Below are 23,424 nucleotides of genomic sequence, written 5' to 3'. Positions count from 1 at the left end.
TTCTCCCCTGATCAGGCCGCCCGCTTCGGCAGGATTCCCATGTGCTTGCAGATGATGGTCAGCATGATCTCGTCGGCGCCGCCGCCGATGGAGATCAGGCGCAGGTCGCGCCAGGCGCGCGACACGCGGTTATCCCAGGTGAAACCCATGCCTCCCCAGTACTGCAGGCAGGAATCGGTCACCTCCCGGCACAGGCGGCCGGCCTTGAGCTTGGCCATGGAGGCCAGCTCGGTCATGTCGCCGCCGGACATATGCACCTGGGCCGCGCGGTAGATGACCGAGCGCAGCAGTTCGACTTCCGTCTTCAGTTCGGCCAGCCGGAAATGGACCACCTGGTTGTCCAGGATCGAACGCCCGAACGCCTTGCGCTCACGGGTGTACTCGATGGTCTCGTTGATCGCATTGGTGAGCGCGGTGACCCGGCGGGTGGCGCCGCTGAGGCGCTCCTCCTGGAACTGGCGCATCTGGTAGGTGAAGCCCATGCCTTCTTCCCCGATGCGATAGCGCTGGGGCACCCGAACGTCGTCGAAGAATACCTGGGCGGTATCGGAAGACCACATGCCGACCTTTTTGATCTTGTTCATCGTGATGCCGGGACGCAGCTTACCGTTCTCCTTCAGCGGCAGGCAGATCAGCGACTTGTTGCGGTGGACATCGCCCTCGCTGGTATTCGCCAGCAGGCACATCCAGTCGGCCTGCAGCCCGTTCGTGATCCACATCTTGGAGCCGTTGATCACATAGTCGGAGCCATCCTTGCGCGCCGTGGTCTTCAGCGATGCCACGTCCGAACCGGCCCCGGCTTCTGACACGCCCAGGCACACCACGAAATCTCCCGCAACGGTCGGCTTGAGAAAGGTCTCCCGCAACTCGTCCGAGCCGAATCGTGCCAGCGCCGGCGTGGCCATGTCGGTCTGCACGGCGATGGCCATGCCGACGCCGCCCGCGCTGATGCCGCCGATGGCCTCGCAGAATGCAATCTCGTAGGAGTAGTCCAGCCCCATGCCGCCGAATTCCACGGGCTTGTTCACGCCGAGATAGCCCGCCGAGCCGAGCTTCTTGAACACTTCGTGCGCGGGAAAGATTTCGTCAGCCTCCCATTTTTCGACAAACGGTTCGATCTCCCGGTCGATCAGCCTGCGTACGCTGTCCTGCAGCGCGATGTGTTCGGGGGTCATCATGGGTGGTGTCTCCTTGTGTTTTCGAAGGGATGGGGCGCAGGCCGCTTGCCAGACATGCGGCCTCAGGCGGTGCGCACCCGCCGCTGTGCTTAGAGGCGGGCGACGCCGAATTGCATCGGCTGTACGGCGCGCTGCCTGGCCTGTGCCACCGTGGCGAGCGCCATGCCGAGCCACGAGCGCGTGTCCCTCGGGTCGATGATCCCGTCATCGAGCAGCATGCTGCTGGTGTGGATGGCACTGGACTGGCGTTCAAACGTCGCGACGATGTCGCGGCTCTCGGCTTCGATCGCCGCTTCGTCGACGGGGCGCCCGCTGCGGCGCGCGGCGTTCTCGGCGACCAGGCGCATGGTCATGGCGGCCTGCTCGCCGCCCATGACGGCAGTGCGCGCATTCGGCCACGAGAATAGGAAGTCCGGGCGGAACGCGCGCCCGCACATGCCATAGTTGCCGGCGCCGAAGGACGAGCCGCACAACACGGTCAGGCGCGGCACCGGCGCGTTGGACAGTGCCTGGATCAGCTTGGCGCCGTGCTTGATCATCCCTGCCTGCTCATGCTCGCGCCCGACCATGAAGCCGGTGATGTTCTGCAGGAAGACAAGCGGCCGGCCCAGCTGGACGCACGACTGGATGAACTGCGCCGCCTTGGTCGACCCGTCGCAGTCGAGCGGCCCGTTGTTGCTCAGGACCCCAACCTCGTGCCCCTGGATGCGGGCGTGGCCGCAGACCGTGTGGACCCCGTACATTGCCTTGAACTCCCTGAAGCGCGATCCATCGACGATGCGTGCAATCACTGCGCGCATGTCGACCGGCGTGCGGGTGTCGGCCGGCATCAGTCCCAGCAGATCCTCGGCGGACTCGAGCGGCTCGTCCCAGCTCTCGCCGCCCGGTGCATCGCGCCAGCCGATCGTGTCCATCACCTCGCGCAGGCGGGCAATGCCATCAAGGTCGTTGTCGGCCACGTGGTCCGCGAGGCCCGAGACGCTGGCGTGCATGTCGGCGCCGCCGAGTTCCTCGTCGGTGGCCTCTTCGCCGGTCGCGGCGCGCAACAGCGAAGGGCCGGCCAGGTATGCATGGGCCTGGCGCCGAACCATGATGACGTGGTCGGACAGCCCCGGCAGGTAGGCGCCCCCGGCCGCCGAAGATCCATGGATGAGAGACACGACCGGCACGCCGGCTGCGGACAGCCGCGCCAGGTTGTAGAACATGCCGCCACCCACGACAAAGCGTTCGACCCGATACTTGCGCAGGTTGCCGCCCGCGCTTTCCACCAACTGGACAAACGGCAGCTTCTGGGCGAGCGCAATTTCCTGCGCCCGAATCAGCTTCTGGCCGGTCAGCGCCTGCATCGCGCCGGCGCTGATGCCCGAATCGTTCACGGCGACCATGCAACGCACGCCTTCGATGAAGCCAATGCCGACAATGAGTGCGGCGCCGGGTACGCTGGTGGACGGGTCCGGATTCTCGATCCCGCAATAGCCGCAAAGGGTCATGAGTTCGTAAAACGGCCGGTCGGCGTCCAGCAGGTGCGCGAGCCGCTCGCGTGGCAGTAGCTTGCCTCGCGCGTGGAATGCGTCTGCCGCGCTTGCGGACTTGCTGACCGCCCGTTGCTCCAGCTCGCGCACTTGGCTCAGCATAGCCAGCATGTGCTCGCGGTTGCGTTCTGCTGCGGACACCGTAGCGCGCAAGCCCGGAATCGATGCCGCTTGAGTGAAACTGTTTTCGTCCATTTTCTGCCTTTATGACATCCTTTTTTGCTGGCTGGTACGAGAGTTCGAAGCAGGTCTGATGACTGGATGATGATCTGCCTGCACCAGGAGTTCCAGTTAGAAATCCCTCCGGATTTAATAAGAGAATCTTATGTGTCGACGACATGCGCGGGAGCGACGGCATCGCACGCATCGGCGCGGCGAATCAGGTGCTGTGACTGAGGTGTGCGTGGAAAGCAAGAAGGACTGCCCAAGCGCAGAATCACCCAGGGCAGTGGCGACGCGAGACGGTCGCAGCCGCACGCGGCGGTTGCGAATACCGGAACGCCGCAGGAAGCAACAGCAATAGTCAGGTCGCTTTCCAGGCGTCGCCAGGTTGGCCGGTGCCGATTGCGGCCATGATCTCGCCAGTGTGCTGGCCGCGCCGTGGAATCGCGCCCGCCGCCATGGCCTTGCCATCGAAACGCGGCGCGGGCGCAGCCTGCAGATGGCCCTCCGCCTGGAAGTAGACACCTCGCGCGGCCAGGTGCGGATGCCCGGCGGCCTCTTCCGGGCTCAGCACCGGGCCGAAACACACGTCGGTGTTTTCCAGCAGTGCGCACCATTGCGCGCGCGTCTTGGTGGCAAAGAGTTCCTCAAAGTGCCTATGCAGCTCGGTCCAACGCTCGCGGTCCCATTGCCGGGCGAAACGCGGATCCTCGGTCAGCCCTAATTTTTCCAGCAGCAACGCGTAGAACTGCGGCTCGATCGAGCCGAGCGTGACGAACTTGCCGTCCGCGCAGCGATAGGTCGAATAGAAATGAGAGGCATCGTGGATATTGTTGCCGCGCTCGCCGGTGATGAAGCCCTTGCGGGCCGTCGACAGCAGCAACTGCAGCATATGGGCCGAGCCATCGACGATCGATGCGTCGACGACGGTGCCCTTGCCCGTGGCGCGGGCATTGAGGATGCCCGAAAGCAATCCCACTGCCAGGTACAACGCACCGCCGCCGACATCGCCTACCACCGTGATGGCCGATGATGGTGGCTCAACGGGCCCGCCCTGGTAATACATCGCGCCGGAGAGCGAAATGTAGTTGTTGTCGTGCCCGGCCGCCTGTGCCAGCGGACCGGTCTGGCCCCACCCCGTCATGCGCCCGTAGACAAGACGCGGGTTGCGCGCCAGGCAAACGTCCGGGCCCAGGCCCAGCCGCTCCATGACGCCCGGACGCATGCCCTCGATCAGCGCATCGGCATCCTGGACCAGCGCCAGCACGAGCTCGCGACCCTCGGCCGTCTTCAGGTCGGCGACCACTGAACGCTTGCCCCGGTTCAGCACATAGCCGTCCGCGGACGGCGCTGCGCCGTTGGCCGGCGTGGCGCGCTCCACCGCGATGACGTCGGCGCCGAGATCGGCAAGGTGCATCGCGCAGAACGGGCCCGGGCCGATTCCGCAAATCTCGACGACTTTTACACCGGAAAGCATGGGCAGTTCTCCTCAATCAGCATGAAGGTGGAGGTTTGGGACTGTATTTCGGAGCCTTTCCGCAGGGGCCTTGCCACGCCAGTCTCGCCCGAAACGACAGGGAGTCCTGGCGGGCGGTATCCTTCAGTCAAGCGTGATGCGCGCCTCGCTGGCGATCCGTCCCCAGATCTCCGCATCGCGCCGCATCAGCTTCAGGAACGCCTCGGGCTCCAGCGTTCCCGGCTCCAGTCCCAGCTCGCGAATCGCGGTCTGCATCGCGGGCCTGGCCAGGATGGTCAGCACCGCGGTGGCAAGCTTGTCCCGCACCGGCTTCGGCGTGGCCGCGGGCACGAACAGGCCGTACCAGCCGTTGGGCTCGTAATCGCGATAGCCCAGTTCGGTGAACGTCGGCGCGTCCGGCAGCAGCTGCAGCCGACGCTCGCCCGTCACGGCCAGCACCCTGATCTTCGGCGAGCTGAGCGCGGCCTTGCTGCTGGCCACATCCACAAACCCCGAGCTCACCTGCCCGCCGAGCAGGTCCTGGGCCAGCGGCGAGCCGCCCTTGTAGGCAACATGGGTCAGGTCCACCTTCGCCTGCATGCGCAGCAACTCGCCGTGCATGTGGGAGGAGGTCCCGTTGCCATAGGAGCCGTAGCTGAACTTGCCTGGCCTGGCCCTGGCCTCGGCCACCAGCTCCCCCACGCTGCCGACGCCGGACGATACCGGCGCGACGAACACGTCCGAGGAGAGCGCCAGGCGCGCCAGCGGAGCCAGGTCGCGGAATGTATCGTAGGGCAGTGACTTGTACACGCCCTGCAATTGCACCAGCGGCGTCGCGCCCAACAGCAGCGTATAGCCGTCCGGCGCGGCCTTTGCCACCACCCCTGTGCCGATCGTGCCGCTGGCACCCGGCTTGTTCTCGACCACCACCGGCTTGCCCCACATCGCCGTCAGCTCGCGGCCGAGCAGGCGGGCCAGGGTGTCGGATCCGCCGCCGGCCGGGAATGGCACGACCAGCCGGATGGGCTTCTGCGGATAGGCGAAACCATCGAGTGCATGACTCAGGCCCGGCAGCGCTGCGAAGCAGGCGATCGCAAGCAGCGCGGCCCGCCGCCGCGGTGAAGTGATAACAGCCATGGACGTCTCCTCGGATCAGGATCGGGTCAGTCGATCAGTTCGAACTGCGGCAGGCTCACGTCTTCGCTCGCCTTCTCGAACACCACGCGCACCCGCTTGCCGATGGCGACGGCCTCGGGCGGTGCGTTGATGATGTTCGCCATCATCCGCACGCCCTCGTCCAGTTCGACGATGGCAACCACATAGGGCAGCCGCGCCTTCATGAAGGCGTTGGGGGCACGGTGGTTGACCGTAAAGGTGTAGATCGAGCCGAATGCGGAGACCTCGGCCCATTCCACCTGGTCCGACCCGCACGCCACGCACAGAGTGCGCGGATAGAACTGGCGGTGGCCGCAGGCGCGGCAGCCTTGCACCACAAGGCGGCCCTGCGCCGCGGCTTGCCAGTAGCCTGCGGTGATCTCAGTGGGACGCGGCAGGGGACGTTGTGCTTCGCTCATGCTTCAGACTCCGAGGATCATGGTGGTGTTGCAGGAGAAGACGAGTCCCGGCGCATGGCACAGCGCCAGTTCGGCGCCGGGCAACTGCCGCTCGCCGCACTCGCCGCGCAGCTGGCGCACGGCCTCGATCAGCACGAACATGCCGAACATGCCCGGATGCCCGTAGGACAGTCCGCCGCCCGAGGTGTTGATCGGGAAGCGGCCACCCGGCCCCAGCGCGCCGTCGGCGACAAACGCCCCGCCCTCGCCACGCTGGCAGAAGCCGAGTTCTTCCAGCGACTGGATGACGCCAATGGTGAAGTGGTCGTAGATCTGCACCACGTCGATATCGTCGCGGGTCACGCCGGCCATGCGGAACGCTTCATCCGCCGTCTGAGCAACGCGGGTGTCGAGCCAGTCGGCCGTATTGAAGGGGGTGTAGTGGTGCGAGAAGGTCTCGGCCGCGCCCATCACGTAGACAGGCTTCGACTTCAGGTCGCGTGCACGATCGGCGGAGGTGATGATCAGCGCGCCACCGCCATCGGTGACGAGGCAGCAATCGCGCGTACGCAGCGGCGATGCGATGACGGGCGACGTCATGACCTCTTCAATGCTGGTTTCCTCCCTTCGGTACGCCTTGGGATTGAGCTGTGCCCAGCGCCGCGCCGCCACTGCCACCTCGGCAAGGTCCCTGGTCGTGGTGCCGTAGCGATGCATGTGCAACTGGGCTACCATCGCGTAATAGCCGATCGGGCTGAGCTGGCCATAGGGCGCGATGAACTGTCCACGCGGTGAGTCCGGTGTATCCGCGGCGACGGCGCCACTCTTGCGCGAGCCGTCGGACAGTTGCGTACTGCCATAGGTCACCAGCGCCACCGAACACATGCCGGCGGCAATGGCCGCCATCGCATGACGGATGTGCATCAGGTTGGACATGCCACCGACGTTGCTGGAGTCGACGTACCGTGGCTGGATGCCGAGGTATTCGGCCAGCTGCACGGTGGCAAAGCGGTCATCGGTATGCGCGAACACGGCATCCACATCGCGCAGCGACAGCCCCGCGTCCTGCAGGGCCAGCCGCGCGGCCTGCGCCTGCAACTCCAGTGCCGTCTTGCCGGGCACCTTGCCCAGGTCGGATTCCGCGGCACCGACGATGGCGACCGAGCGAGAAAGGTTCTTGGTCATGGTGAATTCAGAGTGCACGCGCGATGACTTCGCGCATGATTTCGGCCGAACCGCCGTAGATCCGGTTCGGGCGCACGTCGGTGTAGGCACGGGCGATGGGGTATTCGCGCATATAGCCGTAGCCGCCAAAGAACTGCATCAGGTCATCGATGGCGCGCGTGGCCTCGCCGGCCCAGAATTTGGCCATGGCAGCGCCATCCGGCGTCAGCGTGCCGGCCAGGTATTGTTCAAGGCAGCTGTCGACGAAGGCACGCGTGGCACACGCATGCGTCTTGATTTCGGCCAGGCGGAAGCGAATGAACTGGTTGTCGATCAGCGCCTTGTCGAAGGCACGGCGTTCCTTGACATGCGCAATGGTCCAGTCAAGCGCCACCTCCAGCGCCACGGCGCAACGCAAGGCGATCAGCAGGCGCTCACGCACCAGCCCGCTCATGGCGTAGCCGAAGCCGGCATTGCGCTCCCCGACCAGCATGTCGTCCGGCACGAAGACGTCCTCAAAGAAGAGTTCAGCGGTGTCCTGGGCTTTCTGGCCGATCTTGTCCAACAGACGGCCGCGGCTGAAACCGGGGCTGGTGGTGTCGACCCAGAACAGGCTGATGCCGCGCGCACCGGCGGCCGGCTCTGTCTTGGCGAATACCAGCACACGGTCAGCGTGGTAGCCATTGGTGATAAAGGTCTTCTGGCCGTTGAGCCGGTAACCACCATCCACCTTGACAGCGCTGGTGCGGATGGCCTTCAGGTCACTGCCAGCCCCCGGCTCGGTCATCGCGATCGATCCAACCACATCGCCGCTGGCCATGCGCGGCAGGAACTCATGCTTCTGCGCCTCGGTGCCGAATTCCAGCAGGTACGGCGCGACGTTCTCCGAGTGCGTGGTGAACCCGGTCACGCCGCTGGCCAGGGCCCGGGCGATCTCTTCCACCACGATGGCGCTGTGCAGGAAGTCACCGCCGGCACCGCCGTAGGCTTCGGGCAAGCCGGGGCACAGCAGGCCGTGGGCGCCGGCATCGCGCCAGAGATCCCGCGGAACCAGGCCGGCGGCTTCCCATTCGGCGTGTCCGGGCATGACCTTGTCAGCCAGGAAACGGGCGACGCTGTCGCGGTACATCTCGTGCTCCGGCGCGAACATCTTGCGCGGCGCGTGATAGCTGGCTTCTTGTCGGGACATGGCATCAGTTGCGCTCAATGCGCGATTCGGTTTTCGGTTGGCCAGTAGCTGGCCTTGACGGCGCGCTTGAGCAGCTTGCCGGTTTCGGTGCGCGGCAGCGCCGCGACGAAATCGACCGAGCGCGGGCATTTGATCGGGGAGATCCTGCTGCGGCAAAGCGCGATCAGTTCTTCGGCCAGGACCGGCGACGCCCGCTCAGGCTCGTGCAACTGGACCACCGCCTTCACTTCCTCGCCGAATTCGGTATTCGGCACGCCGACCACTGCCACGTCGAAGACCGCCGGATGGCTCATCAGCACATTCTCGGATTCCTGTGGATAGATGTTGACACCGCCCGAGACAATGGTGTTGGCAAGGCGGTCCGTGAGGTAAAGGAAGCCATCGGCATCGACGTAGCCAACGTCTCCATAGGTGGCCCACCCACGGTCGTTATAGACCTGCCGGGTTTTCTCCGGGTCATTGTGGTAGGCAAAGGTTCCGCCGCCGGAGAAGTAGACCACGCCGGTCTGGCCCTGCGGCACTTCATTGCCATCGTCGCCGACGATGTGTACCTGTCCGAACTCGGGCCGTCCGACCGACCCCTTGTGCGCAAGCCATTCCATTGAGTCCAGCGAGGTGCGACCGACCAGTTCGGTGCCGCTGTAGAACTCATAGAGGATCGGCCCCCACCAGTCGATCATCTGCTGTTTGACCGAAATCGGACACGGCGCGGCGGCGTGGATCGCATAGCGCATAGTGGACAAGTCGAAGCGCTCGCGCTCCGCGGCAGTCAGTCGCAGCAAACGCACGAACATGGTCGGCACCCACTGGCTATGTGTCACGCCGTAGCGCGCGATCGCATCCAGCGCCGCCAGCGGCTCGAACTTCTCCATCAGGATCGAGGTGCCACCGGCGCGCATCGTGGCCATGTTCCAGCGCACCGGGGCAGTGTGATAGAACGGCGCGGTCGACAGATAGACCGTGTCGCGGTCCAGCGATTTCCAGCCCAGGCGAGCATCGTCACCGGTGCGGAAGAAAGCGTTGGCGCCTTGCAGTGGACGCTTGATGCCCTTGGGCGTGCCCGTGGTGCCGGACGAATATGAGAAGTCAGTTCCCTCCACCGTGCGCGGCAACGTGACATCGGCCGGCATCTGCTCCATCCACGCTTCATAGTTGCTGTAGCCCGGCTCGCTCCCATCCAGAAGCACGCGCGTGACCCGAAGCGATGCCAGCGCGCCGGGGGCAAGGTCGCCAAGGGTCTGCGCCGAGCAGAACAGTACCCGGGCGCCACAGTCCTGCACGATGTACTCCACCTCATCGGCTTTCAGGTGACGGCTGATCGTGGTGTAGTACAAGCCGATCCGGTGCGCGGCCCAAAGGATCTCAAAATAGCGGACATGGTTCTCCAGCAGCACGGCAATGCCGTCGCCCTCGCGCAGACCAGCAGCCAGCAGTGCGGCAGCGCACCGGCGCGAACGCTGCTCCAGTTCGGCCCACGTCACCGCCTGGCCGGACGGCACCATGCGGTAGGCAACCCGGTCGGGCGTGGCACGGGCGAATTGCTCGATTACGGACATCTTGACTCCTTGATTACGGATGCAGGTCGGCGACGCCGTGGCTCAGCACCACCACATTGCGCTCGTCGGCGAGCGCACGGAACCGGACCTGCCCTTCGCCGCGCCACATCTCCACGCGCAGCGTTTCACCAGGCACGAATGGCGATGAAAAGCGCACCGAAAGGCTGGCCAGGCGCGATGGATCCCCACCGCAAGCCTGCTTCAGCAGCGCCCGGCATGCCATGCCGTAAGTGCAAAGGCCATGCAGGATCGGCCGCTCGAAGCCTGCCTGCCGGGCGGCAGCGGGCAGTACGTGGATGGGATTGCGATCGCCATTGAGGCGGTACAGCAAGGCCGCTGAAGGCAGGGTCGGCATCGACATGATCATGTCAGGCGCGCGCTCCGGCACCGCCGGCAATGGCTCGGGCGGTGCATCGCCGGGCGTGGCGGCGCAGGCAAAGCCACCATCAGCCCGGCAGAACGACACATGCTCGACGGTCGCCAGCAACTCGCCGCTGGCCTGGTCCTCGATGCGCCGCTCAGTGACCACCAGCGCGCCCTTGCCGGCGCCCTTGTCCACCACGCGGCTGACGCGCGTCTGGCTGCGTACTGCGCCAGACGCCGCGGGCACTGCAAAAAAGCGCATCCGGTGCTCGCCGTGGAGGATCTGCAGCCAGTCGATGCCCGTGCCCGGGTCACTTGCCCATGCACCTGGCGCGCCGACGGTGGCGAGGAAGGTGGGCACCACGCTCAGTCCTTCCTCAAAGACAAAGGGCAAGTCCGCCTCGTCCATCGGATCGGTGCCAAAGCCGAGGCTCAGCGCATAGCGAATATTGTCATTCGCCGCATAGTTGGAAATCTGGTCAAAAAACGCCCAAGAGCGCAGGCGGTGATAGTCGATGGCCATCGCTGCGTACCTCCGTTCTCAGACCGGATCCCAGGAAAAGACCTCGGGCGAGCGCTCCAACGGCGTGAACGCGCGCTTCACCGCCGGCACGGCATGCTCCGCCAGCGTCTCCAGCGTCCAGCCTTCGGCGCGATGCACCGACGCCACCGGGCGCGGCTGGCTCATGACGATCAGCTCATTGCCGCGCACGGCCAGCACCTGGCCATTGACGTCCGCCGAAGCATCGCCGGATAGGAACGCTGCAACAGGGGCAACCTGCTCCGGCTTCATCGCCTGCATCCGCTCAAGGCGCTTCTTCTCGGCCTCGGTTTCGCTGGGCAGCGTGCCGATCAGGCGACTCCATGCGAATGGTGCAATACAGTTGGAACGGACATTGAAGCGGGCCATGTCCAGCGCGATGGATTTCGACAGCGCCACGATGCCAAGCTTGGCGGCGGCGTAGTTGGCCTGCCCGAAATTGCCGACCAGGCCGGTGGCGGAGGTCATGTGGACGTAGGTGCCGCTTTGCTGCTCTTTGAAATAAGGCGCCGCCGCACGGCTGACAAAGTAAGCGCCTCCCAGGTGCACATCCAGTACCGCCTGCCATTCAGCGGTGCTCATCCTGTGGAAGATGCGGTCGCGCAGGATGCCGGCGTTGTTGATTACGCCATCGATGCGACCGAACTCGCGGATGGCGGTATCGACAATGGCCTGCGCGCTCTCGGCAGTCGCGACCGAATCGGTGTTCGCCGCGGCCTTTCCGCCGGCTGCACGGATCTCGTCAACCACCTTCTGGGCTGGTCCGGCATCGCTGCCCTCGCCGCTGCCGCTGGAGCCCAGGTCGTTGACGACCACCCTGGCGCCCTGCGCGCCCAGCAGCATGGCAATGGCACGGCCGATGCCATTGCCGGCTCCGGTGACGACGATGACTTTGTCCTTGAAGTTGTTTTGCATGGCGTTGTCTGCGAGAAGAGAGTGATGAATTTGTTCGGGCTTACTCGGGCTTGATGTTCCCGTCCTTGATGACCTGCTCCCAGCGGGTTTTTTCGGCGCGCACGAAGCTGTCGAACTGCCGCGTCGACCCGCCCGCCGCCGTACCGCCCTGCTGCGCCAGCTTCTCGCGCAGCGCAGGATCTGCCAGCGCCTTGTTGACGGCAGCGTTCAATGCCTGCACTACCGCGGGCGGGGTCCTGGACGAGACAAAGAGACCGAGCCAGACCGAAACGTCGAAGTCGCGGTAACCGGATTCGGCCATGGTCGGCGTATCGGGGAGTTCCGGGGCACGCTGTTTGGTCGTGACGGCAAGCGCACGTAGCTTGCCTGCGCGCACCAGCGGCAGTGCGGTGATGAGGTTATCCACCATGAAATCGACTTGCCCTGCCACTAGATCGGTCAGCGCCGGCGAAGCGCCCCGATAGATCACGTCGACGGCGGTAATGCCCGCGCGCTGCTTCAGCAGGTCCCCGGCGAGATGGCCTGAAGAGCCGCTCGTCGATACGGCCATGGACAAGCCGTTGGGGCGCGTCTTGGCATAAGCCGCAAGCTCGGCAATGGTCTTGACCGGCAGTTTCGGGTTAACTACAACGACGTCCGGCATCGTCAGCACATGCGCCACCGGTGCGAAGTCCTCGAACTTGTAAGGCAGCTTGTCGTGCAATGCGTAGTTGGCCGCATTGGGGCCAAGGCTGCCCATCACCAGCGTGTGGCCGTCCGGTTCCGCGCGCAGCATGGCCTGCATCCCGATCACGCCGCCCGCGCCAGGCAGGTTCTCCACGACGACGGGCTGCCCCAGCTGCTCAGACAGCGTCTTGCCGAGCAGGCGGCTGGTCAGGTCAAGGATGCCGCCGGGCGAACTTGGCGCGATCAGGCGCAAAGGACGCTTGGCCTGGAAGGTCTCGGGGGCCGGGTTGGCGAATGCAAGGCCCGAGGTGGACACGACAGCGAGGCAGGCTAGCGCCTGGCAAAGAAAACGCCGCTTCATGGTTGTCTCCTGTTTAATTATTTTTCGGACATTTGTGTCCGCCTGGCGGTCATTATCGCCCGTTTTTTCGAACTTTAAGTCCGAGCTTGCTACAATGTCAACCTGAAATCAGACCCTCCCACGAACATGACTACTGCCGACAACGATGGCTTCGTACGCTCTTTTGCCCGCGGACTGGCCGTTATCCACGCGCTGGGGCGCAGCGGCACGCACACCGTTGCCAGCATCACGGCATCCACTGGCCTGCCGCGGACCGTGGTGCGCCGGATCCTGCTCACGCTGTGCGAGCTGGGCTATGCGGCGGAATCCGAAACGCGGGGTTTTCGCCTGACGCCGAAGATCCTTACCCTCGGCATGACCTATCTGACCTCGCTGCCCTTCTGGGGACACGCGCAACGCGCGCTGGAAACCCTGTGGACGCAGGTCACCGAGTCATGCGGCATGTGTGTGTTCGACGGGCACGATGCGGTATATGTCCTGCGCATTCCGTCGCTGAAGATCCGCTCACTGGGACTTGGCGTGGGCAGCCATGTGCCGGCCTTCGCCACGGCACCAGGCCGGGCGGTGCTAGGATTCCAGACCACAGAATTTCTCTCGCAGTTTCTCGACGAGGCCTCCCTGCGCGCCTACACGGACCGCACCGTGCACGACAAGGCGGCATTGCTTGAAGCGTTCGCCGCCGTGCGCCGCGATGGCTATGCGTGGGTGGATGGAGAATTCGACCAGCACATCGCAGGCCTCGCAGTACCGGTACGCGACGAACACCACAACGTGGTGGCATCGATCAGCGTCAACCTGCCCTCGGGCGAAGTCACGAGGGAGGAAGCGGTGAAGCGCTTCCTGCCGCCCTTGCGAGCGGCCGCGGAACAGTTGACCGGCCTGGCGCCGGCATTCCTGAGCCCAGTCGTGGTGCCCACGCAGCGTGAAGCAGCGGTCAGCATGCAAGCTTGAGCAAGGCTGCATGCCAGCAGACGCCTACTTCCAGTGTTGCTTGCGAAGCTCGTGCTTGAGCACCTTGCCGACGCTCGACAAAGGCAACGCCTCCACGAATTCGACGCTGCGGGGGACCTTGTAGCTGGCAATGCGTTCTCGGCAGTGGGACTGGATCGTCTCCAATGTCGCACTGGCTCCCTGCCTGAGCACGATCACCGCATGCACGGACTCGCCCCATTTTTCATGTGGTACGCCAATGACCGCCGACTGCGCGACCGCGGGATGGCTCGCCAGCGCCGCCTCGACCTCCGCCGAGTAGACGTTCTCCCCGCCGGAAATGATCATGTCCTTGATGCGGTCGCACAGGAACACGAAGCCGTCCTCATCCATGTAGCCGCCGTCGCCGGTATGCATCCAGCCGTTGCGGATGGCCGCGGCGGTCTGCTCGGGCTGGTTCCAGTAGCCCAGCATCACCCCGGGTCCGCGCACCGCGATCTCGCCGACCGTGCCGCGTGGCACCTCTCTGCCCTCTGGATCGACGATCCTGACCTCGGTCGTAAATGCCGGCCTGCCCACCGAGCGCATGCGGCCGTTGGCCAGCGACTCCTCGTTGTGGTATTCCGGCCCCAGCATGGTCGCCACCGGCGACAACTCCGTCATGCCGTAGCCCTGGCTGAACCTGGCCTCCGGGAACGCGGCCTGCGCACGCTGCAGCAGCGACAGCGACATCGGTGACGCGCCATAGCGCAGCGCGCGCAGCGACGCAAAGTTCAGTTCCGCGGCACGCGCCGGATTCTGGTCCAGCCAGTCCAGGCACATCTGGATCAGGGTCGGCGCCAGCACCACGTCCGTGACCTCGTCCTGCGCGACGGTTTCCATGGCGCGGCCCGGATCGAACAAAGCCATCGGGACATGCGTCCCGTTGGCCAGGAATCCATTGTTGATTGCAGAGAGACACGCCAGGTGGAACATCGGCATGACGTGCAGGAAGGTCCCGCCGATGGTCGTCGTGCCCGCCATCAGGCTGTTGGTCGACGACGAGACCAGATTGGCATGGCTAAGCATCACGCCTTTCGGAAAGCCCGTGGTGCCGCCGGTATAGAAGATGCCGGCAAGGTCGTCGCCCCGGCGCAGGCGGTCTTCCATTGGCGGGTTTTCGGCAATCAGCGCCTCGTACGGGATCATGCCCGGCGGCGCCTCGCCATCACCCGCATAGATGACGTGGCGCAGGCCCTTGCTGTCGGCCGCCACCCTGACGGCTACCGTCTTGAAATTGTCGTCGACGATCAGCACCGATGTGCTCGAATCCTCGAACGAGTAGAGAATCTCCGCGGCGCTCCAGCGGATGTTGACCGGATTCAGCACGCCGCCGGCCCATGGCACGGCCATGTAGTACTCGATATAGCGCGCCGAGTTCAGCGAGAACATCGCGACGCGGTCGCCGTCCTGCACGCCCAGCTTGCGCAGCCCCGCAGCCAGCCGCGCGACGCGCGCCCCCAGCCCGGCATAGGTCAGACTGCGGCCCATGTAGCGCACCGCTTCGGCATTGGGTCGCTGCTGCATGGAGCGGTGCAGCGCCTGAGTCATGTACATGTCGTGGTCTCCTTCGTCCGCCGCGTGCCCTGGCGGTGCAGGCCGCTGCGTCCGCAAACGCGCGACTCTTGTGTTGTTGTCGCTGCCGGCTGCAAGCGCCCGCCGATTCGCGGGCGGATCGGGCACAGGGCAGTTGCACCGGCCTTCCGACTCTTTTGACTCTTCCGACTCAGAAGTTGGCGCCCGGGCCGCCGCCGCAGTAGAGCACCTGGCCCGACAGGAAGTTTGACTCCGGCGTGCACAGCAGATACACCGCTCCCGCCGCCTCTTCCGCTTTGCCGGCACGGCCCAGCGCGATTACGCGGCTGGCATTGTCCAGCATCGCCTGCTGCACGCCCACTTTGATCTCCCGGCCTTCGATGCTGACCGTCTTCGACTGGTCGCCGGCCAGCGCCTGCGTCAATCGCGTTTCGATCAGGCCGAAAGCAACCGCGTTCACATTGACCTTCAGGCGGCCCCATTCCTTCGCCAGCGTCTTTGTCAGGCCGAGGATGCCGGCCTTGGCAGTCGAATAGTTCGACTGGCCGGCGTTGCCGCCGGCGGCGCCCGACGAGATGTTCACGATTTTCCGGAACACCTCCCGCCCTTCGGCGGCCTCGGCCTTGGCGGCAGCCGAAATGACCGGCTGGGCCGCCCGCAGGATGCGGAACGGCGCGGTCAGGTGGCAGTCGATAATGGCATACCACTGCTCGTCGGTCATCTTCTGGATCACGTTGTCCCAGGTGTAGCCGGCGTTGTTGACGATGATGTCGATGCCGTTGAAGTGCTTCACCGCGGTGCCCACCAGCCGATCGGCAAAGTCGGTGGCGGTCACGCTGCCGACGCAGGACACCGCCTCGCCGCCTTGCGACCGGATCAGATCGACGACTTCGTTGGCCGGTTCGGCATCGAGGTCGTTCACCACCACGCGCGCGCCCTCGGACGCCAGCTTCAGGGCCACCTCACGGCCGATGCCTCGGCCCGAGCCGGTGACTATGGCAGACTTGCCTGCGAGCTTGCTCATGCTTTCCTCCCTGGTTACAGGTATCTGGTTTTCCGGATTCAGCTCAGCGCCACGGTGGCTTCGCCCACCAGCTTGTCTTCGCCGTACTGATTGGTGCACTTCAGCGCCACCTTCACGCGCTTTTCGCCGTCGATCTCGAACTTCTCGACGATTTCGCCCTTGCAGGTCGGCTGGTTGCCGAGGTGCGTGATGCCGGTGAAGCGGATCGACAGGTTGCGCAACGTGGACTGCGGCGCCCAGCCGGTCAGCAGCCGGCCCAGGTAGGCGGCCGACAGCATGCCGTGCGCGAACACGTCCGGCATGCGCGACTTGCGCGCGAAGTCGAGATCGATGTGGATCGGGTTGTGATCGCCGGAAGCGCCGGCGTACAGGGCCAGCGTGGTGCGGTTGATCGCCGGCAGCGCCAGCGCGGGCAGCTTGTCGCCCACCTTCACGTCGCTATAGCGGGGTGCTTGCATGGTTCTGTTCTCCTTGCCGGTGCTCAGCCACGGCGTTCCACGAGAGTGCTGCGCATGTCGCCGACGTGCTCGCCGGCCTGGTTGGTCACGCGGGTGGTACTGACCACGAAGTGCAGCGCCCCGCCCTTCTTGTCATAGACGTCGCTGACCGTCGTGGTGAAATGGAGCGTATCGCCGGCGTAGGCCATGCGGTGATAGTCAAAGGCCTGCTCGGCATGCAGGATGCGGCCGAGGTCCAGTTGCAGCACCTTCATGCGGTCAATGCCGGAAACGGCCGACACATCGCTGTTCAGGCACATGAAAAATGTAGGCGGCACCGGCAGCGAGCGGTGGCCCGCATCATGGGCCGCGGCGTCGTCGGTATAGACCGGGTTGGTTTCGCCGGTTGCCTTGGCGAAGAAGCGCAGGCGCCCCTTCTCCACCTCGATGGATCCCTTGCCGAGATCCATCCCGATCATGCTTTTGTCAGCCATCTCATCTCCTCTCGATAGTCGGGCAATGCACGGACCGAACGGCTGCCCCCGGATCCGGTTCAGCCGCGGCCGTACATCGTCACCACGCAGGCGCCGCCGAGGCCGAGGTTGTGCTGCAGCGCCAGCTTAGCGCCTTCAACCTGGGTCGGGCCGGCGGTGCCGCGGATCTGGCGGGTCAGCTCGAAGCACTGCGCAAGGCCCGTGGCGCCCAGCGGATGGCCCTTCGAAAGCAGGCCGCCCGACGGGTTGACCACCACCTTGCCGCCGTAAGTGTTGTCACCGTCCAGCACCATCTTCTCGGCCTCGCCGACCCTGGCAAAGCCAAGCGATTCGTAGGTCAGCAATTCGTTCTGCGCGAAGCAATCGTGCAGTTCGCAAACCTGGATGTCGGACGGGCCGACACCGGTCTGCTCGTACACGGAGTTCGCGCCCGCCTCGGCCATATGGAAGCCCACCAGGCCGATCATCGACGGCGGATCAAAGCTCGGCGCGACGTCGGTGGTCAGCGACTGGGCGAGGATGCGGACGCCGGTGCGCAGGTTGTGCTTCTTCGCAAACGCCTCCGTGCAGATAATGGCGGCGGCGGCGCCGCAGGTTGGCGGACAGGCCATCGAGCGCGTCATCACCCCAGGCCACATCACTTTCTCGTTCATCACATCCTCTTCCGTGACGACGGTACGGAACACGGCCAGCGGGTTATTGGCCGCGTGACGGCTGGCCTTGGCGCGAATCTTTGCGAATGTCTCCAGCCTGGTGCCGTACCGCTGCATGTGCTCGCGGCCTGCGCCGCCGAACAATGTCAGCGCGCGCGGCACGCCGGCTTCGAGCGCGTCCTGCACCATGGGTGCAGCGATATTGGTGAACTCGATCATCGCCGCCTCGCGGTCGGTCCAGGCACTCTTCAGCGGGCCCGGCTGCATGAACTCGAAGCCGAGCGCCAGCGCGCATTCCACCGCGCCGCTCTCGACCGCCTGGCGCGCCAGGAACAGGGCGGTCGAGCCGGTCGAGCAGTTGTTGTTGACGTTGACAATGGGAATGCCGGTCACCCCTACCTTGTACAGCGCCGCCTGGCCGCAGGTCGAGTCGCCATAGACGTAACCGACATAGGCCTGCTGGATCTTGTCGTACGAGAGGCCGGCATCCTCCAGCGCCAGTCTGGCGGCATTGGCGCCCATCACGGCGTACGGGTCGCTCTGGCCTGGTTTCCTGAACGGGATCATGCCGACGCCGGCGACTACCACGTGCTTGGTCATTCCTTGTCTCCTTGCATAGCGGCGGGAATTACAGCTTCCGCGAAATCAGTTCGCGCATGACCTCGTTGGACCCACCGTAGACTCGGGCCACGCGCATGTCGACGAAAGCACGGGCGATTGGGTACTCAAGCATGTAGCCGTAGCCACCGTGCAACTGCGTCATATCGTCGATGCATCTCCACAGGACTTCGGTGGCATGCAGTTTGGCGATGGCGGCTTCTTCTCCCGTGAGACGACGCCGCATGTGCTCGCCGAGGTAGTAATCCACCATCGTGCGCAAGGACACCGCCTGTGCCTTGACATCGGCGAGCTTGAACCGGGTGTTCTGGAAGTCCCAGACCGTCTGCCCGAAGGCCTGGCGGTCCTTGACGTACTCGATGGTCTGCTCCAGCAGGCGCTCGAGCTTGGCGGCAGCGGAGACGGCGATGATGAAGCGTTCCTGGGCCAGGTCGTGCATCAGGTAGCCGAAGCCCTTATTCTCCTCGCCGAGCAGGTTGCCAGCCGGCACCCGGACGTTGTCGAAGAACAGTTCGGCGGTGTCCTGGGAGTGCATGCCGACCTTCTGCAGCTTGCGGCCGCGGCGGAAGCCCTCGCGATTGGTTTCGACCATGATCAGGCTGATGCCCTTGGCGCCGGCCGACGGGTCGGTCTTGCACACCACCATCACCATGTCGGAGATGAAGCCGTTCGAGATGAAGGTCTTGCTGCCGTTGATGACCCATTCGTCGCCATCCCGCACTGCAGTGGTACGGCAGGCTTTCACGTCCGAGCCGCCACCAGGCTCGGTAATGGCAACGGCCAGCACGGTCTCGCCAGAGCAGACGCCGGGCAGCCACGCCTGCTTCTGCGCTTCGGTACCCAGCCGGACGATGTACGGCGCAACGATATCGGAGTGAAGCCCGAAGGAAATACTGCAGCCGACATAGGCCATTTCCTCGGCGATGATGGCCGCGTGCCCGAAGTCGCCGCCTCCACCGCCGTATTCCACCGGCAGCCCCGTGCACAGCAAGCCTTCGCGGCCAGCCTTGATCCAGGTCGCGCGGTCTACGATACCGTCCTCCCACCACTGCTCTTGGCGCGACAGGCATTCACGCTCCAGGAACCGGCGCACCGTGGTTCGGAACTGCTCATGATCTTCACGATAGACACTACGAACGACCTGCACGAAGACTCCCCCCTGTTCGGCGTTGGATGGCGCCGACCGGCTGAGATATCTGACCGGTCCGCGGTGAGTCAATGATGGGTCTCGGGCCACCCCCTGCCCCCTCCCCGAATTGGGTAGTCCATCCGATGAAAACCGGAAGGGATCACGAAAGCGCTGACGCGCCGTCAGCGCGACTGGCCTGCCCCTTGCATCGAGGCGTCGGCTTCGACATCCCGCAGCAACGCCACGGCTTCGTCGCGGCAGGTGACGCCCAGCTTGATGAAGATGTTCTTCAGATGCCACTTCACCGTCTCCGGGGAGACGGACAGGGTGCGTGCCACCATCTTGTTCGACATCGCCTGCGAGATCAGCTTCAGCACCTCGGCCTCGCGCTCGCTCAGGGTCAGGACCGGCGAAGCGCGGCGTACAGCGCCGGGCGGCACCACGCGAGCGCGCCATCGCTCCGACGCTTCGAGCAGGCGTCTCGCAAAGAAGGCAAGGACAGGGTCGAACACCTGCGCCTGAAGCGCCTCCTGGATGAGCCTCGCACCATGGGGGGCGGCGTCTAGCAAGCTGCGCACCAGTCCGAACCGCTGGCCGTAACGCAGCGCCTCGCGCAGACGCTCGTACGCAACGCGTGCATTGCCGCGCCCGCGCTCGGCAACCGCACACTGCATCAGCACGATCGCAAGGTATCGGCCGCGCGAGGCCAGCTTCCCACTCTCCAGCAATGGCGTCAGATGCGACAAGGCACCATCGTAGTCATGGCGATGCAGGCACAATCCGCTCACGGCCAGTGTCGCGACAAAGTCAACGCTCCACGTTGCGGCGTGGCGTGTGCCATCACCGGCCAGCGCCTGCGCTCGGGCGACGGCTGCCTCGGCCGGATCGAGTTCCCCCTCGAGCAGCAGCCAGCGCGAGCGGACGCCAAGGGCAATCACCAGAAGGCGGTCAAGGCTGTGCCGAACCGCGTAGTCTTCCAGGCGGTCCAGGTACGCCACGGACTCCAGGCTCCGTCCCGCCACCCGGTGAGCCTGGGCGAGCATCTGCAGCGCGCGCAGCACGGCATCGGGCACCGACACCGCTTCGAGTCGCTCTATCCGCTTCTCCAGCAGTTTGCAGACGGCTTCGATCTCGTTGAGCTCGTACAACGTTTCGCTCAGCAACACCGCAGCCATGTGTGCGGCGCCCACGTAGATGCCGCCCAGTTGCTCGGCTTCGTGCAGGACCTGGCGGAATACCGGCTCGGCTTCCAGGCACCGTCCTTCAATCGACAGGCTGAGGCCGGCGAAGCAGCGCCCCACGAGGCTGCTGACCATCGCGCCACCTTGCTCGGTGCTGTCGGCCAGCACCTCCCTGGCGCGCTCATATTCGCCGCGGTGCATGTGAATCCAGCCCACGACATTGCCACGCGTGGTCAGCATGAAATCGTCCGCGTCCGGCGGCACGCGCTCGAGCTCCGGCAGTAGCACCGTCGCGGCACTGATGTCGTCCCGCATCAGCGCCAGTCCGCCTCGCAATACCGTCACCGCATACCGTTCACGCTCGCCGAGGGTGGCTGCCTTCAGGGCCAGCTGCTCGATAGCCTGTTCTGCGGCAGCGAGGTGGCGCGACCGGAGATCGATGTGCGCCTGCATGGTCTGCAGCACAAAGTACGACTCGACCAGCCCGGCGGGCAGCGAACGGAGCAACCGGGTCAGCCGGCCGAGACCATCTCGCGCAAGCAGCTCCGAAGCCCGCGCCAGAATCACATCCGCCGCGGCGCCCGCCTCCCCGGCGAGCACCGCGTGCGCCACCGCCTCCTCGACGTAGTCGCGCTGCTCGAACCAACGCCAGGCTGCGGCATGGAGCGCGCGCTGCCGTTCTTCCGGCATGGCGGCGACGCGCGCGAGCAGGACTTCCCGCAGCAAAGGGTGAAGGCGATACCAGCTCTCCTGGTCATGGTCACTCACCTGGATCAGGAACAGATTGCTGCTGTCGAGCCTGACCAGACGCGTCATCATGCGTGCCACCGCGCGCGGCTCGCCCACCAGGGTCGCGCACAGGTGCGCGCTGAAGCGGTCGCAGATGGCCGCGCAGGTCAGTAGTTTCTGGTCGTCGGCATCCAGCTGACTCAGCACCTCGCGGTCGAAGTACTGCGCGAACGTGCCGGCATCGCGCAGCGCAGTGGGCGAAAAGCCGGCCCCACGCTTGGCCTTGATGTCGAGGGCAAACAATTGCAGGCCGGCAATCCAGCCATCGGTCAGCTCATGCAGCTGCCTGGCTTCGCGCGGACTGACCACGCCGAGCTGCTCGCGCAGATATGCCTCGGACTCCACCGGGTTAAAACGCAGATCGCGAAAATCGAACACACTTAGCAAGCCTTGCGCATGCATGCGGGCCAGTGAAAGTGAAAGCCGGTTACGCGAACAGAGAACCACGTGCAAGTGCGGTGGCGCGTAGTCGAGCAGCCATTGCAGGGCTTGCCAGATGCGCACGTCCTCGATGTGGTGGACGTCGTCGAGCATCAGCACCAGGTCGCGCGGCTGAGTGGCAATCGCCTCGATCAGCGTCACCACCCAGCTTTCGGCCGCAGAGAAATCGCCACGGACTCCGACAAGACCGGCAGCCTTCTGCGCAATATCGGCGTTCACCAGCGCGATGCTGGCAAGCAGACAGTCGAAGAAGCGGACGGGATCATTGTCCTCTTCTTCCAGCGAGAACCAAGCCACGTCAAAACCCAGCGCAACCAATCCCTGACGCCATGCGACCAGCGCCGACGTCTTGCCGCATCCGGCCGGCCCCTGCACCACCACACATCGCCGATGCCGCGCGTCGAGCAGCCTGTGAACCAGCGCTTCGCGGGCCAGCAGCCGCCGGGCCGGGCGCGGCGGCGTCAGCTTCGTACCGGCAATCGGCTCGGGCGGGCTCTTGGGTACGTTTGGCAATTGCGTCGACCCTGGATAAATGGGGGCATGTATCCGTTGCGCAGAACTCACTGCTCACGCAGGGCACTTAGCGAATGGGACATTATAAGGCCCGGGGCAAGGCCGTGGCGTTCGACGACAACTGAGGGTCGGTGGCAACAAGAAACCGGGGGTAATCAGCCCTCGGTGTACAACTGGCCTATGCAGCCAACAACGCAACCCAGCGGATGGTCAAGTAGCAAAGTCCGACGCACCCGAACTTGCGAGCAAGCGCAGCATCGCAGGCCAGGCCGAATGGCCGACGAGCCGCCCTTCCGGGTGAAATACTTTGGCCGTCATCTGACACAACTCCCGGGCAGGGAGACGCAGGTTCCCGGACATGTGCATGGCATCCACCTGTACCTTGCAAGCTATTTCGAGCCAGTAGCAACGATTGAAGGCTTCCGGGACCGTGGGCCCGACCACCAGCATGCCATGGTTTCGCAGGACCAGAACCTCATTGCTGCCGAGATCGCGTTGCAAACGTTCTTCTTCATCGCGGTTGAGCACCGGGCCTTCATAGTCGTGATATCCGACATAACCCTCGAAGCGCATCGCGGTCTGGGTCAGAGGCAGCAATCCTGCCTCCAGCGAAGAAACCGCCATGCCGGCACGCGTATGGGTGTGAATCACGCATCCCACGTCTTCACGGGCTTTGTGCACCGAGGTATGGATGATCGCCCCGGCGGGATTTACAACGTAACCGAGTTCATTCTCCGGCTGAAGAACGACTTCGCCGCTCATGTCGATCGTGATCAGATTCGAAGCGGTAATCTCCGAGTAAAGGTAGCCGTACGCGTTGATGAGAAGATGATCCGTTCCTGGAATGCGGGCGGATATATGGTTGTAGATCATGTCCGTCATGCCATACAGACTCATCAGCCGATAGCATGCAGCCAGTTCCACGCGCATTTCCCACTCTTCACAAGAAACCACTTGCCTGACCTGGGAGATAGGAATTTTCATTTTCTTGGGGGGTGACAAGT

General features: G+C 64.7%; 20 protein-coding genes. 1 reads left to right on the top strand and 19 read right to left on the bottom strand.

The annotated features are described in order from the left end of the window. Positions 1-11: 11 nt before the first annotated feature. From AC3FMM_RS16795 to AC3FMM_RS16745, 11 genes are all read right to left on the bottom strand, one after another. Positions 12-1,178, bottom strand: coding sequence for an acyl-CoA dehydrogenase family protein (locus AC3FMM_RS16795; RefSeq protein ID WP_488687035.1), 1,167 nt, complete (start codon positions 1,176-1,178; stop codon positions 12-14). 89 nt (positions 1,179-1,267) lie between these two features. Continuing rightward, on the bottom strand, positions 1,268-2,821 hold the full coding sequence (locus AC3FMM_RS16790; protein ID WP_488687163.1) for an acyl-CoA carboxylase subunit beta: 1,554 nt from the start codon (positions 2,819-2,821) through the stop codon (positions 1,268-1,270). A gap of 412 nt (positions 2,822-3,233) precedes the next feature. Next, on the bottom strand, positions 3,234-4,349 hold the full coding sequence (locus AC3FMM_RS16785) for a CaiB/BaiF CoA transferase family protein (protein ID WP_488687034.1): 1,116 nt from the start codon (positions 4,347-4,349) through the stop codon (positions 3,234-3,236). Positions 4,350-4,472: 123 nt separating this feature from the next. Next, complete coding sequence (locus AC3FMM_RS16780) at positions 4,473-5,465, bottom strand: Bug family tripartite tricarboxylate transporter substrate binding protein (protein ID WP_116379748.1); 993 nt, start codon at positions 5,463-5,465, stop codon at positions 4,473-4,475. 26 nt (positions 5,466-5,491) lie between these two features. Continuing rightward, a complete protein-coding gene (locus AC3FMM_RS16775) occupies positions 5,492-5,902 on the bottom strand; it encodes a Zn-ribbon domain-containing OB-fold protein (protein ID WP_116379747.1) in 411 nt (136 codons plus the stop codon). Between the two features lie 3 nt (positions 5,903-5,905). Then, complete coding sequence (locus tag AC3FMM_RS16770) at positions 5,906-7,066, bottom strand: acetyl-CoA acetyltransferase (protein ID WP_488687033.1); 1,161 nt, start codon at positions 7,064-7,066, stop codon at positions 5,906-5,908. A 7-nt stretch (positions 7,067-7,073) separates the two neighbouring features. After that, positions 7,074-8,234, bottom strand: coding sequence for an acyl-CoA dehydrogenase family protein (locus tag AC3FMM_RS16765; RefSeq protein ID WP_488687032.1), 1,161 nt, complete (start codon positions 8,232-8,234; stop codon positions 7,074-7,076). Positions 8,235-8,248: 14 nt separating this feature from the next. Further along, positions 8,249-9,790 (bottom strand): acyl-CoA synthetase, encoded by a 1,542-nt coding sequence (locus AC3FMM_RS16760; protein WP_488687031.1) that lies wholly within the window; start codon positions 9,788-9,790, stop codon positions 8,249-8,251. Between the two features lie 13 nt (positions 9,791-9,803). Continuing rightward, the gene (locus AC3FMM_RS16755) at positions 9,804-10,676 is read right to left on the bottom strand and encodes a MaoC family dehydratase (RefSeq protein ID WP_488687030.1); all 873 of its coding nucleotides are present in this window, start codon (positions 10,674-10,676) and stop codon (positions 9,804-9,806) included. Between the two features lie 18 nt (positions 10,677-10,694). Next, positions 10,695-11,609: an SDR family NAD(P)-dependent oxidoreductase gene (locus AC3FMM_RS16750; protein ID WP_488687029.1), complete on the bottom strand. Its 915-nt coding sequence runs from the start codon at positions 11,607-11,609 to the stop codon at positions 10,695-10,697. A gap of 40 nt (positions 11,610-11,649) precedes the next feature. Continuing rightward, the gene (locus AC3FMM_RS16745) at positions 11,650-12,636 is read right to left on the bottom strand and encodes a Bug family tripartite tricarboxylate transporter substrate binding protein (RefSeq protein ID WP_488687028.1); all 987 of its coding nucleotides are present in this window, start codon (positions 12,634-12,636) and stop codon (positions 11,650-11,652) included. A gap of 126 nt (positions 12,637-12,762) precedes the next feature. Between AC3FMM_RS16745 and AC3FMM_RS16740 the strand changes: the two genes are divergently transcribed. Further along, a complete protein-coding gene (locus AC3FMM_RS16740) occupies positions 12,763-13,587 on the top strand; it encodes an IclR family transcriptional regulator domain-containing protein (protein WP_488687027.1) in 825 nt (274 codons plus the stop codon). 24 nt (positions 13,588-13,611) lie between these two features. Here AC3FMM_RS16740 and AC3FMM_RS16735 read toward each other — a convergent pair whose 3' ends face one another. From AC3FMM_RS16735 to AC3FMM_RS16700, 8 genes are all read right to left on the bottom strand, one after another. Continuing rightward, positions 13,612-15,162 (bottom strand): acyl-CoA synthetase, encoded by a 1,551-nt coding sequence (locus AC3FMM_RS16735; RefSeq protein ID WP_488687026.1) that lies wholly within the window; start codon positions 15,160-15,162, stop codon positions 13,612-13,614. Positions 15,163-15,331: 169 nt separating this feature from the next. Further along, positions 15,332-16,165 (bottom strand): SDR family NAD(P)-dependent oxidoreductase, encoded by an 834-nt coding sequence (locus AC3FMM_RS16730; RefSeq protein WP_115681669.1) that lies wholly within the window; start codon positions 16,163-16,165, stop codon positions 15,332-15,334. 38 nt (positions 16,166-16,203) lie between these two features. Further along, complete coding sequence (locus tag AC3FMM_RS16725; protein ID WP_488687025.1) at positions 16,204-16,623, bottom strand: MaoC family dehydratase; 420 nt, start codon at positions 16,621-16,623, stop codon at positions 16,204-16,206. 23 nt (positions 16,624-16,646) lie between these two features. Beyond that, complete coding sequence (locus AC3FMM_RS16720) at positions 16,647-17,096, bottom strand: MaoC family dehydratase N-terminal domain-containing protein (RefSeq protein WP_116379739.1); 450 nt, start codon at positions 17,094-17,096, stop codon at positions 16,647-16,649. 59 nt (positions 17,097-17,155) lie between these two features. Then, positions 17,156-18,349, bottom strand: a complete 1,194-nt coding sequence (locus AC3FMM_RS16715) for a lipid-transfer protein (RefSeq protein WP_488687024.1) — start codon at positions 18,347-18,349, stop codon at positions 17,156-17,158. A 28-nt stretch (positions 18,350-18,377) separates the two neighbouring features. Next, positions 18,378-19,514, bottom strand: a complete 1,137-nt coding sequence (locus AC3FMM_RS16710; protein ID WP_115681673.1) for an acyl-CoA dehydrogenase family protein — start codon at positions 19,512-19,514, stop codon at positions 18,378-18,380. A 164-nt stretch (positions 19,515-19,678) separates the two neighbouring features. Continuing rightward, positions 19,679-22,420 (bottom strand): winged helix-turn-helix domain-containing protein, encoded by a 2,742-nt coding sequence (locus AC3FMM_RS16705; RefSeq protein WP_488687023.1) that lies wholly within the window; start codon positions 22,418-22,420, stop codon positions 19,679-19,681. Between the two features lie 210 nt (positions 22,421-22,630). Then, positions 22,631-23,404 carry a class II aldolase/adducin family protein gene (locus AC3FMM_RS16700; protein WP_116379737.1) on the bottom strand — a complete coding sequence of 258 codons (774 nt, stop codon included), beginning with the start codon at positions 23,402-23,404 and terminating at the stop codon, positions 22,631-22,633. Positions 23,405-23,424 lie beyond the last annotated feature (20 nt).

Source organism: Cupriavidus sp. 207A1 (assembly GCF_057798955.1).
The sequence above is the reverse complement of the archived record's forward strand: the minus strand, read 5'-3'. Positions and strand labels throughout refer to the sequence as shown.

Bases quoted from the DNA above. Each gene is read 5' to 3' on its own strand.
- AC3FMM_RS16755 (WP_488687030.1), bottom strand. From the start codon at position 10,676: ATGGCCATCGACTATCACCGCCTGCGCTCTTGGGCGTTTTTTGACCAG.
- AC3FMM_RS16785 (WP_488687034.1), bottom strand. From the start codon at position 4,349: ATGCTTTCCGGTGTAAAAGTCGTCGAGATTTGCGGAATCGGCCCGGGC.
- AC3FMM_RS16790 (WP_488687163.1), bottom strand. From the start codon at position 2,821: ATGCTGGCTATGCTGAGCCAAGTGCGCGAGCTGGAGCAACGGGCGGTC.
- AC3FMM_RS16775 (WP_116379747.1), bottom strand. From the start codon at position 5,902: ATGAGCGAAGCACAACGTCCCCTGCCGCGTCCCACTGAGATCACCGCA.
- AC3FMM_RS16780 (WP_116379748.1), bottom strand. From the start codon at position 5,465: ATGGCTGTTATCACTTCACCGCGGCGGCGGGCCGCGCTGCTTGCGATC.
- AC3FMM_RS16725 (WP_488687025.1), bottom strand. From the start codon at position 16,623: ATGCAAGCACCCCGCTATAGCGACGTGAAGGTGGGCGACAAGCTGCCC.
- AC3FMM_RS16765 (WP_488687032.1), bottom strand. From the start codon at position 8,234: ATGTCCCGACAAGAAGCCAGCTATCACGCGCCGCGCAAGATGTTCGCG.
- AC3FMM_RS16740 (WP_488687027.1), top strand. From the start codon at position 12,763: ATGACTACTGCCGACAACGATGGCTTCGTACGCTCTTTTGCCCGCGGA.
- AC3FMM_RS16730 (WP_115681669.1), bottom strand. From the start codon at position 16,165: ATGAGCAAGCTCGCAGGCAAGTCTGCCATAGTCACCGGCTCGGGCCGA.
- AC3FMM_RS16760 (WP_488687031.1), bottom strand. From the start codon at position 9,790: ATGTCCGTAATCGAGCAATTCGCCCGTGCCACGCCCGACCGGGTTGCC.
- AC3FMM_RS16735 (WP_488687026.1), bottom strand. From the start codon at position 15,162: ATGTACATGACTCAGGCGCTGCACCGCTCCATGCAGCAGCGACCCAAT.
- AC3FMM_RS16700 (WP_116379737.1), bottom strand. From the start codon at position 23,404: ATGAAAATTCCTATCTCCCAGGTCAGGCAAGTGGTTTCTTGTGAAGAG.
- AC3FMM_RS16795 (WP_488687035.1), bottom strand. From the start codon at position 1,178: ATGATGACCCCCGAACACATCGCGCTGCAGGACAGCGTACGCAGGCTG.
- AC3FMM_RS16770 (WP_488687033.1), bottom strand. From the start codon at position 7,066: ATGACCAAGAACCTTTCTCGCTCGGTCGCCATCGTCGGTGCCGCGGAA.
- AC3FMM_RS16715 (WP_488687024.1), bottom strand. From the start codon at position 18,349: ATGACCAAGCACGTGGTAGTCGCCGGCGTCGGCATGATCCCGTTCAGG.
- AC3FMM_RS16720 (WP_116379739.1), bottom strand. From the start codon at position 17,096: ATGGCTGACAAAAGCATGATCGGGATGGATCTCGGCAAGGGATCCATC.
- AC3FMM_RS16750 (WP_488687029.1), bottom strand. From the start codon at position 11,609: ATGCAAAACAACTTCAAGGACAAAGTCATCGTCGTCACCGGAGCCGGC.
- AC3FMM_RS16745 (WP_488687028.1), bottom strand. From the start codon at position 12,636: ATGAAGCGGCGTTTTCTTTGCCAGGCGCTAGCCTGCCTCGCTGTCGTG.